The following is a 13488-nucleotide window of genomic DNA, read 5'->3' on the forward strand; positions in this document are numbered from 1 at the left end:
CTGCATATGCGCAAAACGGATCCTGCGAACGAGATGGTCAGAGTAATATATCAGGGACCCGCAATCTTGGAATGGGCGAAGCTGCCGATTGGCACGGCACAGCGGCATCGCCTGCGCGCAGGTTCTTCGCAACTGCCATTCCTCGGTGGCGATGGACCTGTCCAAACAGACCGAGCGCGCGGCCTCGATCCACACGCGCTACCTCCTGTCTGGCGAGGCCACTTGCATCGACTGCCACAAGGGCATCGCCCACGAGCTTCCGAACATGGAAGGCGTCGATCCCGGCTGGAAAGTTCCACCCGAACTTGAGGGGGAGGAACTGCCGGCGGCGTCTGTATTCGATCGCCTGGAAAGGATTGCGCGGTCCCCACACTGAATGATGTGGAGCTTGGACGACGACGACGCTTCCAGATGATCGGTTGGACGGCGGGCCAGGTCGCTTAAGTTGACGCTGCGAAGCGACATTTGCTTTGGAGCTATCGCCGAGCGACATTGATCTGAGACAACGACGGTAGCCTGTGACGCGCGCATTGTGAGACTTCGATGAGGAGTCCCGCCATGATAATTCGAGAACTATCCCTCGCCCAATGCACCGCCCTGATTACTGAGAATCGGCTCGAGCGGCTCGCCTGCTCGTCCGGCAACCAGCCCTATCGCGGCGGCTATGGCCGGGCTGACGCGGCCAGGGGAGGTTTAGACGACGGCGCCACCCTGGCCTGGGCAAGAAAGTCGCCGACCACCTCCCTTGCGTCCTCCTCGTGCCCCACAAGGAGATGCCCGCCAGTGTGGTAGACGACCAACTTTGCGTTTGGAATCGTGCTCGCTGCGAACTCGGCCGCGGGCAGCGTGTTGAACAGATCATCTCGGGCCGACATGACCAAAGTTGGCGTGGCGATCATTTCGAGAGGCAGGCGTTGGAGATCGGACGTACTGTCGATGTTGATGCCGGGGAAGCGCCGCGAAAGCGGTTCGATGCTGCGAATGATGGTCATCACCCGATTCCGCTCTTCTTCCGAGGCTGCATCGACCAATTCCGGCGGCACGCCGATGAAACGGATGAGAGCCGACGGAGCAATCTTCTCGGTCGCCCACCAGGCGAAGTCAGCTCCGGCATTGACCAGCCAGAAGACAAACGCGCTGCCACGACTGCCCTCGACCATGACAGGGCTCTCGGGCGCGTATGTTCCAGGGACGATCAGAATGAGCGCCGCCACCTTATCCGGATGGCGAAGAGCGAGTTCGATTGTCGAGCGCGCGCCAGCCGAGATGCCGACAACGATGACCTTGTCGACGTCAAGTGAGGAGAGCAGCGCCGCATGCGCGTCGGCCTGAGCGGCGGGCGAAGCAACGGAGGGGATTGGTGTCCCCAGATAGCCGAAACGCGACGGGGCGATGACCCGAAAGCCGTCCCCGACGAGATCGGCAACGTTGGCCAAGCCCTGATCCCATCCGCCACCCGCACCGTGGATAGAAAGGAACGGAATGCCATCGCCCCTATCAGCGTATTCGATCGGCCCGGCGGCGGTTTTCGCAACCTTGGCTCCGCTCTCGACCGCGGCACGCGCGCGGCTGATCTCATTGTTGTAGAACAGGAAAACCAGTCCGCCGGCGGCCAGCACAACGATGGAGACCGCCAATATCCCGACCATGACCGCCATTCTCGAAATCCACTTTGTGCCATCCTATTCGCTGGAGTCCGGGGCGCCTTGATGTACCTCAAACCGATCGCGACATCCTGGGGAAGGCCAGGAGCCACCCTCCGATGCTAGTTTCCGCGTTTCCGATCTCTGAAAGCGTGGACCGGAAAGGTGCGCCAATTCCAGACCTTCCTGGCGCTTCTCCAGAGCCGCCGTGCGCGGCCGCTTGAATTGACCCGAAATGGCATTTGGCTTCCCCCAAAGCACTGCGTCACCAAGCCGACTTTCCGAATATTCTACGGACAATCTCGTCTTCATTTGCATCAAAGCAGCGGCCGTGACTGAGAATTACCCGCCGCGGTTGCCACGACTGGAGTTTGCTTATCACTGCCTGGGCTTTCCGCCGATGCAGGAGAATTGGCAGCCGCATGCCAAAGAAGGTCCGCCCGTGCGGGTAAGCCATCCGAGTCAGCTTGGTCACCGTGCGCCAAGGCTCATCGATCATGTCCAATTCGAGATTGATGATCGTGTCTGTAAGAATCAGCGTCTTTGAAGCTTGGTGGAAAAATAGGAACTCTTTGAAGTAGCCGCCGGGAAACAGTGTCTGGTCCATGTCCCGCCGCCACTCCTCAGGCGGATCGGCTTCCAAATCTCGTGCGAACGTCACATCCGCGTGCCGTGCGCGTGCTCTTTGGCGGACTCTGGGTGATGCCCATGTTGTTGCCTCAGGGAAAGCCTTCGACCACTCACCGATATGAGCGTAGTGAAACTGGTTGGGTGACACGAGGTGGCGAATTCTGCCCAAGTTCCGTAACTCTTCGGCCAGCGTCGAAGCAAACGTGATGGGCGAATGAAGGAATAGATCGCCGTTCGATAGGCGCACCACCGTCATCCGAGTGGTGAATGGCAGCGGAAGTTTTATTCCTGCTACGGTCAGATACTCAAACGGACCGTCAACGACGCCAATACCGGGTCCCTGAGGTTTGTAGACGTTCACCGGCTCGTAAAGGGACGCACTCACAGCCGCTCCACTTCATCAGCTCGGCGCAAGGCGAAGATTATCTGATTGTTGCATTGGCGATGCAATGCGTCTGGCCTGAAGGTCGGCTCCCCACCACCCTTCTTCGACCCAAGAGATAGACGAAGGATCGACCCCTACGCCGACCTTTGAGGCGGCGTCACGAGTCCGGGTGGCGCAATGTCGACGTGACGTTCCACTCATGTCGGCGTTGTTGCAGCAGCGCCCGAATCCATCCGACGAAAGGGACGACCTGAAGGGATAGCGAAGAACGGCAGCGGCGACGTGGTGGGCGACACTTGCTCGCCCAGAAAATCCCCGCAGCGGTGATCAAGAACAAGGCTGCCTGCGACGATGCCGACCCCGAACCCGGCTCGGGAATTGCTTTGGTATGCTGATGAGCAGGAGCGCCGTCGCCCATAGCGCGACGCCAGCGCCGAACGAAGGGACGCTCGTGTTCGCGCCCGCCGCCGTTCCGGACATTGTGACGCCCTCGCCGATGCTGAACACGAGAAAGCCGCCGGAAACGACCTCGCTTCCCATCCTGTGGAACTTCAAAGTCAGCAAAGCACAAGCATCATAAGCCCACAACCACCGATACCCCGCGCTTTTGCCTGGAGGTTTTGGCTGAGCGGTCATGGTCCCGGCCAAGCCGAACACACCGCCGAAAACGGGAGCGGGTGATGCAGGGCTTCCGATCACCGGGCAGTCTGCAACGCTTCGCATGACTTGTCTCAAACAACTTGACATCGCCCCTGTGAGACATAATTGGCTTAACGAGGAAGGGAGGATTTCTGACTCATCGTAGCCGCGAAGAAGAGACAGAAATCGCAAGCGGCGAAGCCCGCCACCCTGGACACATTAGCCCGCGCCAGGCCCCTCTTGGCAACCGACGTGGGCGCTGTTGTCGGAGGGAAATCGTGAACGTCCTGATTGTCTATGGAACGACCGAAGGGCAGACCCGGAAAATTGCCGCGTGGACGGCAACGCATGTTCGCGAGCGCGGGCACCAGGTCGAGCTGCAAGATAGCGCAGCGCTCGCATCCGATTTGAAGCTCGGACCTTTCGACGCGTTCGTCATTGCCGCGTCGGTCCACCAGGAGCACCACCAGGAAATCGTCACGAACTTCGTGTTTGCCCATCACGAACTGCTGAACACTAAGCCTTCAGCCCTCATATCCGTCAGTCTGTCGGCGGCGCTGGAAGACCAAAAGACGGAAGCGCAAAACTACGTGGATCGCTTCGTGTCCGTGACAGGGTGGCAACCACGCATGACCCTCCTTCTCGGGGGTGCTTTGCGCTTCACCAAGTACGATTACTTCCAGGAGCAGTTCGTCAAATTCGTCGTCATGAAACGCAGCAGCGATCAGAGCCTTGAGCGCGATCACGAATTCACTGACTGGAACGCCCTCGCCGACTTCGTTGATCGATTTCTTGAGACGGCCGGCTAGACAAGGAAGTGCCAAAGTCGATCTAGTGCTCGCCGATCGGCGATCCCGATGATCCCTTGCGAACGGTTTTTCATGTGAATTGGCAATGGGTTAGAGTCAGCCTAACCAGCCTAACCGGGTTGGCGCTGGTCTACACGACATAGGGTGCGACGCCGTTCCCAGGAATTTAGGAAGCAGCAGCAGGAGGGCGGCGCGAGACGTGTGTCGAACGACGTCGAGCTGCCGCACAGAAGTGAGAGGACGCACAGAATTCCAGCGATCTCATTCAACCGGTGACCCCGTTGCCGCCATATACCGGCGACGAAGCGACCCGGCGCGCGCCCACTGCCCGAACGTCCGCGACGAAGCGTTCGATGAGGCGCACATCCCCGCCGGACTTCCGATCGGCGTCAGAGATCGTCATTGTCGCGACAGGCGTGCGACCGACGATGGCGGCCATGTCATCGAAGGCGCCAGAACCTGTGGTACCGCCTACCGTTGAAAATGCCGCATAGGGCATTTCGGCCGGGAGGGGGTTCGCTTGCAGCCAGCCGCGGACGACCGGATTGAGCGACCAAGCCCAAATCGGCGTGCCGATGATGACGAGATCGTAATGGCCAAGCTTGCGGGACGCAGGCCTGGCGGCCCATGTGCGCTTCGTCGTGGCGGCGAAGCCGCCGACGGCGAGCAGGGCGAACATGCTGCTCGGCAGCGGCTCTGTTGCCTCGATCCGCTCGAAGTCGGCACCCAGTGCTGCGGCGACGGATTGCGCCGCGGCCTGCGTGTGACCTGAGACGGTGAAGTAGACAATGACGGCTTTCAACGGTTCATCGCCATCGATTGCTCTCCTAACTGCTTCTTCCGAAGAACCCGTGCACAACAGGTGAATTCATTCCAATTGATGCCGTCGCCCGCCTTGATCTGGATCACGCTGGGGCTTGATGGCATCGCTCGCCCCGGCCTGATCGAGCGAGGACGGGATCGGCGAAGACCTGGATTCGGGACCTCATGCATTTTGACCCACATCAATGCCCCCCACAGTAAAACTTCTGCATTTGACCCTCGGTTTTTGAGAGCGGCCAGCGAATGCGATGAAAAGACGGGAACTCATGTTCGGAGGCGCTGCGTTAGCGCTAGCTGGTGTCGGTGGGGCGGCGTTCAGCTTCTCAACTACCGGTTCGATGACGGACTACGCCGCTGCGGTCGCCGCGGCGCGAGCGAGACTCTCCGAACATCCGGAACTCGAAGACTTCGTCCGCTATGCGACACTGGCCGCGAACGGCCATAACACCCCGCCTTGGCGCTTCGGCATTGCTGAAAAATCGCATAGCAATTCTCCCGGATTTCGCGCGGCGCACGCCCGTCGTGGATCCCGATGACCATCATCTCTTCGCCAGCCTCGGCTGCGCCGTCGAGAACCTCGCTATCGCCGCCGCCGCGCGCGGTCGCGGCGGCGAACTGCGGTTCGATCTGACCGGCAACGGTTCGGTGGTCTTCGAGCTTGGCGCCGGGCCCGCTGAACGCTCTGCCCTCTTCGAGGCGATCCCCGAGCGTCAATCGACGCGCGCGGATTACGATGGGCAATCGGTCGCCCGTGCCGATCTGGAGGCCCTCGCAGCCGCCGCGCGCGTCCCGGGCGTCGATTTGATCCTGGTAACCGACCGGCAGCAAGTTGAGCGAGTGCTCGACCTAGTCGTCGCCGGCAACAGTGCACAGATGGGCGATCCCACCTTCGTGCGTGAGCTGAAGGACTGGCTGCGCTTCAATCCCCGCCAAGCGCTCGAAGCCGGCGATGGTCTCTTCAGCGCGGCGAGCAGCAATCCGACCGCGCCGGCTTGGCTCGGCGGCCTCATGTTCGATCTGCTTTTCCGCGTTACGGCGGAGAACGACAAATACGCCCGACAGTTGCGTTCTTCGGCGGGGGTCGCGATCTTCGTGGCCGAGCGCGATGATAAGGATCACTGGATGCGCGCGGGACGCGCCTGCCAGCGCTTCGCGTTGCGCGCGACGGCGCTCGGCCTCAAGCACGCCTTCATCAACCAGCCCGTCGAAGTCGCCGCCCTGCGGCCCCAACTCGCGAGCCTCGTCGGGATGCCCGGCCGCAGGCCTGACATCGTGATGCGCTTCGGCTACGGACCCACCTTGCCGTTCTCGCCGCGCCGACCGGTGGAAGCAGTCCTGGCTTCCGCCTGACTTTCAAATGGGTGGAAGCAGTGGACGTCGTCGTTCGGCGGGCTACCGTGACAAATGCTCAACGTTTGGCGATCATTCGCGACGTCCACACGGCCGTTTACGTCCTGATGGCCGCGTCCACCTTCCTTCTCCTCTACGCGGGCATTTCTGGCCCTTAAGTCTCTCCCAATACGCACAGGAGACCCATCTTGCACACGCTCGTGCATGGTGACACTCTCAGCGGGAGAGGCATTGAATGCCCATCGCAAGCACCCACCAGACTTCGGCAGGTTAAGCATCCCTGGCAACTAACAAGAATAAAAGAGCACACGGCGCGTCGCGCCATCCGGGAGGACGATAATGATCTTCCGCCAGCTTTTTGACAGTGTATCGGGCACCTACAGCTATCTTATCGCCAGCCGACGGGGCGCGGAGGCGCTCATTATCGACCCGGTCCTGGAGAAGGTGGACCGTTACATTCAGCTCATGAATGATCTCGACCTCCGCCTAGTCAAGGCGGTCGACACGCATCTCCATGCTGACCACGTCACCGGGCTCGGTGCACTCAGGGATCGCACCCGTTGCATTACCGTAATGGGCGAGAACACCAAGGCCGATGTGGTCTCGATGCGATTGGCCGATGGCGACAAACTCGACATCGAGGGTGTCAGCCTCGATGTCATATACACGCCAGGTCACACCGACGATTCGTATTCCTTCGCTCTGGATGACCGTGTTTTCACTGGGGACACTCTTTTGATCCGCGGCACGGGCAGAACCGACTTCCAGAATGGCGATGCCCGGGCCCAATATGACTCGATCTTCAATCGCCTGCTAAAATTGCCCAACGACACGCTGGTCTACCCGGCTCATGACTACAAGGGGGATACCGTTAGCACCATCGGTGAGGAAAAGCGCTGCAATCCGCGGCTGCAGGTGAAATGTGTCGATGAGTATGTCGAGCTGATGAACAATCTGAAGCTGCCAAACCCGAAAATGATGGATGTGGCGGTTCCAGCCAACATGCGCATTGGCCTGGCCCAGGACGCCGTCGCCCAGAGGGGCTGGGCGGTTCTTGCAGGCGACGCAGTGGAATTGCTGGGACGGCCGGAAATTGCGCTCGTCGATCTGCGAGAAAAGTCAGAGCGTGAGCGGCACGGGACTATTCCGGGTGCGCTGCACGAGCCCTATCCGAAGCTCAGGGACAATCTGGGAACCGGGGGGCTGCTCAGAGCGCTCGGAACCAGCAGGCGGATTGTCTTTTATTGTGCTTACGGCGAACGCTCGGCCATGGCCGTTCAGGCCGCCCAAGAGGCAGGTATTACTTCCGTCTGTCACATCCAGGGCGGTATCGCTGCCTGGAAGGCTGCCGGTGGACCTATCGAACAATGATACCCAGCGCGAGGGTACCATGACAGAGTTTGCGCCGGTCCCTGGTCTCATCGGCGGAGTTCTCATCGGCATCGCTGCCGTCCTGATGATGTACACCATCGGACGCATCGCCGGAGTTTGCGGTATCGTCTTCAACGCGTTGACCGCCAGAGATCCGGCCAACACGCCCTGGCGAGTGGCGTTTGTCATTGGCGTGCCCTTGGGAGCACTCCTGGTGACCTTTATTGGCCTGAAGGATTGGGGCAGCCTGAGCTTCCCGGCCGCCACACCGACAACGATTGTCGCGGGCTTCATCGTCGGCGTTGGGACGACATTCGGGTCGGGCTGCACCAGCGGTCACGGCATCTGTGGGCTCGCCCGGTTTTCGATGCGCTCCCTTGTTGCCACCGCGACATTCGTGGTCACTGCTGCGGTGACCGTCTTCATCATTCGTCACATCGTCTAGCTATAGGTAACCGGCATGCCCATCATCTTATCGCTCCTGGTCGGGATCGTCTTCGGCGCCGGGCTCACGCTCTCCGACATGGTCAACCCCGCTCGCGTCCTCAATTTCTTCGATGTGGCTGGGAACTGGGACCCGACGCTGATCTTTGTGATGGGGGGAGCCCTTGCCACCGCGACGATCGGATACAGGCTGGTCTTCGCTCGCGGCACTCCCCTGATTGGCGGCAAATTCCACCTGCCGACCCTACGGCAGATTGACCTGCCGCTCGTCGGCGGCGCCGCACTGTTTGGCGTCGGATGGGGTCTGGCAGGATTCTGTCCCGGCCCGGCGCTCGCAGCACTCGTGTCGCTGGAGCCGAAGGTCTGGTTGTTCGTAGCAGCCATGCTGGTTGGGATGGCAGCGACAAAGGTCTGGCGGGAGCAGCAGTCATCCTGGAGAGCACAATAGCTGTGATTTTGATCGCCGGTGCCAGTACCGTACGTCATGGCAGGGAGAGAGATTTCCCTTGTAGTGAAGCGACAACAGAACGGCCCCGGCCAGTTGCTTTAAGAGACGGACGTGCTCTGGCGCTGCTTCGATGTTGCTGAACCGGAATTCTTGACCCGAATTGTCCTGCCTGCGCTACTGAAATGACCCATGGGGTCGACACCTGCCGGAGCGTGAACTTCCGGTCCGGAGATCCGCCGGGAACGGCGGCTCATGGCGCTGCGATCGCCTTCTCTCGCTTGGCCGCACCCGCCATCAAAAGAGCATTGGTTGGCCCGGGCGCAATAAAGAGCAGAAATGCTTCTAGAAGAAATAGATTGTCCAAACTGCCTGGTCCCATGGGATGCAAATCTATCGGCATAAGTTCCGTTTGCGTTCACTCGTCAGACGCATTTGTGGTGACCTTTCTAGCGTTGGCCGGCTGCGTGTTGAAGCCGTGCGATCAGGTCGCGGTTGCGGCAGTAATCCGGCGGATCATCGGCTTGCTGGTGTTCGTCGAGCCAGGTCGAGCATTCGTCCTGATGGCCGCAGGAGCGGCAGCGGTCCACCGCCCGATTGGTGACGGCTGCATGGTCCGCCACGACCTTCAATTGTCTGTCGACGCCGAGCCTCCGCATCATGCGGCCCATCAAGGCCGTCCTGGCGTCAATCGAAATCAGGTAGTCGAGAAACGTCATGTCGTTCACTCCTGCATTTTGGCAATCATTGCCACATTGGCGGCAGACGACATTGATCTCGGTCAACAGGATGCTCCGTTCCCGACTCGAGCAGTGGATCTTGCAAACGGTTGCGTTGTCGGTTGCCAACTTCAGAGCGCGAAAGCCGCGCCATCTTCGACGAAAACGGGTGCCGGATGGGCTGATTCCGGCCCGTCGATTAGGGCGGTGAGTGGGTTCGACAGACCTTCAATACGACAGGAAGCGATTGATGCCGTTGTCTTCGATCAGCGTGCGGGTGACGCCGCCGAAGGCCCATTCCCGGAGGCGGCTATGGCCGTAAGCACCGGAGACGATCAGATCAGCGTGGATCGAGCGCGCAAACGCCAGCAGATGGTCGCCATCCGCCTCGCCAGTGAGCAGTTCTGTTTGTGGCATGATGCCATGGTTTTCTAGATAAGCCGCGACATCGGCGAGGCTGTATCGGGCGCTTTCGCTGCGGTCGGTATCGATGGTGGCGACGATGACCTCATTCGCCCGGGCCAGGAAAGGCAATGCATCCGCTATCGCCCGTCGCGCCTCCCTGGTGTCTTTCCAGGCGACCAGCACGGTCTTTGCCAAAACATGTTCGACATTGGTTGCGGTGACGAGGACTGGCCGGCCTGTGCCGAGAGCAAGGCTCCCGACACCCACGGCGCGATAGACATTTTCTCCCTCCTCGCCGCTGGTAACGATGAGGTCGGCCGCGCGGGCGGAGACGCTAAGGAAGCGGGTCGGGTTGCAGACTTCCTGCCCCCACTCGCTGCTGATCGAAGGAGGAACCAGCCTCTCGAATTCGGCACGCAGTTCGGCAAGCCGCTTTTCGATTTCCGTCCGCTGGATCTGCATGATCTCGCCTTCATAGACCATGCCGTCGCCGGTCGCGACGAGCGGCGGGACGTCTGCAGCCGCCAGGCCGATAAGGTGAGCCCCGAAGCGTTCCGCAAGCTCGATCCCCAACTTCACCATGGATGCAGGAGGTGCATCTACGGCAAGGTTTAGAATAATTGACTTGTAGGACATCGCAGTCGCCTTTCGCTGGAGTGCTTGAATGCGATAATGAAGTGCATCCGCCGGCACTCGACGCCTTGATGCGAGTCAAAAGCACCTACCCACTCGGCCGCGGCTCGCTGTTTTGATCGGTTTGCATTGCTGGAAGAGATGTGCAGCAAAGCGATGAATGATAACTAGACTGCGTTGCGGGTTCCCCGATCAAAGGACTTCATTTGGACGACAAACAAACACGTGACTTATCAACCGACGCTCGCGGTGAAGGGCCGGCCACCACGGCCGATCACGACCGGCTCTCCCTGATGTTCGAGCAGGCCCCGGGGTTCATGACGTTGATGCGTGAGCCGGGTCATGTCTTCGAATTGACCAATGCCGCCTATCAACGCCTGATCGGTGAACGGCAGGTTATTGGAAAGTCGGTGCGCGAGGCCCTGCCCGAGCTTGAAGGCCAAGGCTTCTATGAACTGCTGGACCAGGTATACGCAACTGGTGAGCCCTATATTGGCCGGGGGGTGAAAGTCGCTCTTCGCAACAAGGATGACGAGCCGACCGAAGAGCATATCCTCGATTTCGTCTATCAGCCCATTAAGGCCGACGATGGTCGCATCACGGCTATTTTTGTCGAAGGCACGGACGTCAGCGAGCTTTCCTATGCAAACGCCGCCCTTCGATTGCGCGAAGATCATTTGCGCTCGATCCTGGCGACGGTGCCCGACGCAATGGTCGTCATCGACGAACAAGGCCGTATTCAGTCCTTCAGCACGGCTGCCGAAACACTGTTCGGGTACCAGTCCAGCGAAGTCCTCGGTCAAAATGTCAGTCTGCTGATGCCGTCGCCCTATCGCGAAGAGCATGACGCCTATCTGCACCGCTACCTTGCCACCGGAGAGCGCCGGATCATCGGGCTCGGCCGCACGGTCACGGGAATGCGCAAGGATGGCTCGACCTTTCCCATGGAACTTTCGGTCGGTGAAATGCATCCCGGGACCGGCCGCTTCTTTACCGGCTTCTGCCGCAACCTGACCGAACGCCACAAGGCAGAAGCCAGAATACAGGAGCAGCAGCAGGAGCTTCTCCATATGGCGCGGTTTACCGCGCTCGGCGAAATGGCCTCGACGTTGGCACATGAGATCAACCAGCCGCTCACGGCCATTACGAATTACCTCAAGGGCAGCCGACGGCTTCTCGAAAAAAGCACGGATGATAATGCACCGATGCTGAGGGAAGCGGTTGAAAGGGCAGCCGACCAAGCCTTGAGGGCCGGAGATGTCATTCGCCATCTTCGGGACTTCGTCGCCAGAGGTGAGAGTGAGCGTCAGGTAGAACGCCTGCCTGCAGTAATTGAAGAAGCCTCCTCCCTAGCCTTGGTCGGGGCAAGAGAAATAGATGTGCGCGTCAGCTACAAGCTTGACCCGGCCGCCGAACTGGTCTTGACCGACCGCATCCAGATCCAGCAGGTCCTGCTCAATCTGATGCGAAACGCGGTGGAAGCCATGCAAGGAGCACCACGCCGTGAGCTGCACGTCACGACCGTCGCCCTCGATGACGGAATGGCCGAGGTGAGTGTGATCGACACAGGCACTGGACTAGCGCCGGAAGTCTCTGCCCAGCTTTTCCAGCCATTTGTCACCACCAAAAAGCAGGGCATGGGCGTTGGCCTCTCCATTTGCCGCACTATCGTCGAATCGCACGGTGGTCACATCTGGGCCGAGGCAATGCCCGCTGGAGGAACCGCTTTCCGGTTCACCCTGCGCATCGTGCAGAAGGAAGAAGTCGCCAATGGCCAGTAACGATCTTGTGCATGTGGTCTACGACGACGTCGATGTTCGCAAGTCGCTTGGTTTTCTGCTGGCGACGGCTGATGTCGCTGTACGACTATACGAATCGGCGACAGCTTTTCTGGCCGCGGCGACGGGCAATCTCGACGGCTGTATCGTGACCGACGTGCGTATGCCAGGCATTGACGGCATCGAGTTCCTGCGCCAGCTCAGGGCCCGCGGACATACGCTTCCGGTCATTGTCATGACAGGTCATGCCGATGTGGCGCTCGCCGTTCAGGCGATGAAGGAAGGTGCTACCGATTTCATCGAAAAGCCGTTCGACGACGATATTCTGATCGATGCGATCCGCTCGGCGTTGGGCAACCGCCACCAGGTCCATGCAGATCACCCTCAATCCTCGGAAATCTATGGCCGTCTGTCGACGCTGTCAGAGCGGGAGCGGCAGGTGCTGGACGGGCTTGTGTCGGGCCTGCCGAACAAGACGATCGCCTACGATCTAGGCATCAGCCCGCGCACGGTCGAGATCCATCGCGCCAATGTGATGAGCAAAATGGGCGCGAACAGCCTGTCGCATCTCGTACGCATGGCATTGATTGTCGAATCCAGTTTCTAGGGATGAGCGCCAAAGGGCGTGCCAGCGTTTGCCGGAGCCCTCTCTATTGCCCAGTCGCGCCAGTGGGTTGGGTGGATGTCGATCCGCGCGCCAGTGGCGGCGTTTTTCCAACCTTCCGGTCCCTTTACGCAGGGAAATACAAGCGCATGTTCGCCGTCGTCGTCGAGGACGGCGAGTTCGAGTTCACGACCGAACGGAGCGCTTGAGATTGGCTTCCACATCATTCCCTATGATGCGAGGAAGCGGCAGGCCCGCCTTGATCTGAATCATTTTCCAAGTGGGCGAGAGCCAACAGCAACGTGCCCGTCAGCACCTACCTCATCTGGCCGTGTAGCCACCATCCACGAGATGATAGCTGCCAGTGATGAAGCTTGCGCCCCCGGAGAGGAGGAAGCACGTCAGTGCCGACACTTCCCTTGGACTTCCCAGGCGGCCGATTGGATGCAATGCTGCTAAATTCCCAATCGTTTCCGCATCCAAATTCTTCGTCAGCAGAGGCGTATCAATGAACGCCGGCCCAACCGCATTAACGCGAACATTCTGCGCAGCATACTCTATGGCCGCGACCTTTGGTAAGTCCAACGAGGGCATGTTTGGTCGCCACATAGCGCAGGCATTTTGCCAACCAACCGAACCGAGAATGGATGACATGTTGACGATCGCGCCTCCCCCCGCGCATACCGGGAAATTGATCGCGCCATCCACCGCGCGAAATCATCTCTGGCCATGCGGTGCAAGGTATATCTGCGAGTAGTGGCGGCATTGAACCGGCGAGACATTGCTTGGATCCCACAAAATCCAATAACTC

Annotated in this window: 14 protein-coding genes and 1 pseudogene; 9 read left to right on the plus strand and 6 right to left on the minus strand. The window is 59.9% G+C overall.

Translation table 11 applies throughout. From position 1 onward, the window contains the following. Positions 1 to 127: 127 nt before the first annotated feature. Positions 128 to 376, plus strand: a pseudogene (locus AC0L3L_RS16165) (NapC/NirT family cytochrome c); the annotation flags it as partial. Positions 377 to 662: 286 nt separating this feature from the next. Here the strand turns inward: AC0L3L_RS16165 and AC0L3L_RS16170 are convergent. Both AC0L3L_RS16170 and AC0L3L_RS16175 read right to left on the minus strand, forming a co-directional pair. Then, entirely contained in the window at positions 663 to 1658 is a 996-nt protein-coding gene (locus AC0L3L_RS16170; protein WP_473638298.1) for an alpha/beta fold hydrolase, read from the minus strand. A gap of 250 nt (positions 1659 to 1908) precedes the next feature. Continuing rightward, entirely contained in the window at positions 1909 to 2658 is a 750-nt protein-coding gene (locus tag AC0L3L_RS16175) for a DUF4336 domain-containing protein (RefSeq protein WP_473528536.1), read from the minus strand. A 388-nt stretch (positions 2659 to 3046) separates the two neighbouring features. Here AC0L3L_RS16175 and AC0L3L_RS16180 point away from each other — a divergent pair, with 388 nt between their 5' ends. Then, positions 3047 to 3238, plus strand: a complete 192-nt coding sequence (locus AC0L3L_RS16180; protein WP_473638299.1) for a hypothetical protein — start codon at positions 3047 to 3049, stop codon at positions 3236 to 3238. 337 nt (positions 3239 to 3575) lie between these two features. Continuing rightward, complete coding sequence (locus tag AC0L3L_RS16185; RefSeq protein WP_473638300.1) at positions 3576 to 4106, plus strand: flavodoxin domain-containing protein; 531 nt, start codon at positions 3576 to 3578, stop codon at positions 4104 to 4106. Positions 4107 to 4371: 265 nt separating this feature from the next. Here AC0L3L_RS16185 and AC0L3L_RS16190 read toward each other — a convergent pair whose 3' ends face one another. After that, positions 4372 to 4908, minus strand: coding sequence for a flavodoxin (locus tag AC0L3L_RS16190; protein WP_473638301.1), 537 nt, complete (start codon positions 4906 to 4908; stop codon positions 4372 to 4374). 488 nt (positions 4909 to 5396) lie between these two features. Here AC0L3L_RS16190 and AC0L3L_RS16195 point away from each other — a divergent pair, with 488 nt between their 5' ends. From AC0L3L_RS16195 to AC0L3L_RS16210, 4 genes are all read left to right on the plus strand, one after another. Continuing rightward, positions 5397 to 6278 (plus strand): Acg family FMN-binding oxidoreductase, encoded by an 882-nt coding sequence (locus tag AC0L3L_RS16195; RefSeq protein ID WP_473638302.1) that lies wholly within the window; start codon positions 5397 to 5399, stop codon positions 6276 to 6278. Between the two features lie 339 nt (positions 6279 to 6617). After that, positions 6618 to 7649 (plus strand): MBL fold metallo-hydrolase, encoded by a 1032-nt coding sequence (locus AC0L3L_RS16200; protein WP_473638303.1) that lies wholly within the window; start codon positions 6618 to 6620, stop codon positions 7647 to 7649. A 19-nt stretch (positions 7650 to 7668) separates the two neighbouring features. Further along, complete coding sequence (locus tag AC0L3L_RS16205) at positions 7669 to 8094, plus strand: YeeE/YedE family protein (RefSeq protein ID WP_473638304.1); 426 nt, start codon at positions 7669 to 7671, stop codon at positions 8092 to 8094. Between the two features lie 15 nt (positions 8095 to 8109). After that, positions 8110 to 8541, plus strand: coding sequence for a DUF6691 family protein (locus AC0L3L_RS16210; RefSeq protein WP_473528542.1), 432 nt, complete (start codon positions 8110 to 8112; stop codon positions 8539 to 8541). 446 nt (positions 8542 to 8987) lie between these two features. Here AC0L3L_RS16210 and AC0L3L_RS16215 read toward each other — a convergent pair whose 3' ends face one another. Together AC0L3L_RS16215 and AC0L3L_RS16220 are read right to left on the minus strand one after the other, a co-directional pair. Next, positions 8988 to 9257: a DUF6455 family protein gene (locus AC0L3L_RS16215; protein WP_095489234.1), complete on the minus strand. Its 270-nt coding sequence runs from the start codon at positions 9255 to 9257 to the stop codon at positions 8988 to 8990. 228 nt (positions 9258 to 9485) lie between these two features. Next, positions 9486 to 10298: a universal stress protein gene (locus AC0L3L_RS16220; RefSeq protein ID WP_473638305.1), complete on the minus strand. Its 813-nt coding sequence runs from the start codon at positions 10296 to 10298 to the stop codon at positions 9486 to 9488. 290 nt (positions 10299 to 10588) lie between these two features. Between AC0L3L_RS16220 and AC0L3L_RS16225 the strand changes: the two genes are divergently transcribed. Continuing rightward, positions 10589 to 12076: a PAS domain S-box protein gene (locus AC0L3L_RS16225; RefSeq protein ID WP_473638477.1), complete on the plus strand. Its 1488-nt coding sequence runs from the start codon at positions 10589 to 10591 to the stop codon at positions 12074 to 12076. Then, entirely contained in the window at positions 12066 to 12680 is a 615-nt protein-coding gene (fixJ, locus tag AC0L3L_RS16230) for a response regulator FixJ (RefSeq protein WP_473638306.1), read from the plus strand. Before AC0L3L_RS16225 ends, fixJ begins: the two co-directional genes overlap by 11 nt. 318 nt (positions 12681 to 12998) lie before the next feature. Here the strand turns inward: fixJ and AC0L3L_RS16235 are convergent, their stop codons facing one another. Next, a complete protein-coding gene (locus AC0L3L_RS16235; RefSeq protein ID WP_473638308.1) occupies positions 12999 to 13385 on the minus strand; it encodes an SDR family oxidoreductase in 387 nt (128 codons plus the stop codon). Between the last annotated feature and the right edge of the window lie 103 nt (positions 13386 to 13488).

The organism is Mesorhizobium sp. WSM4849, assembly GCF_055811385.1.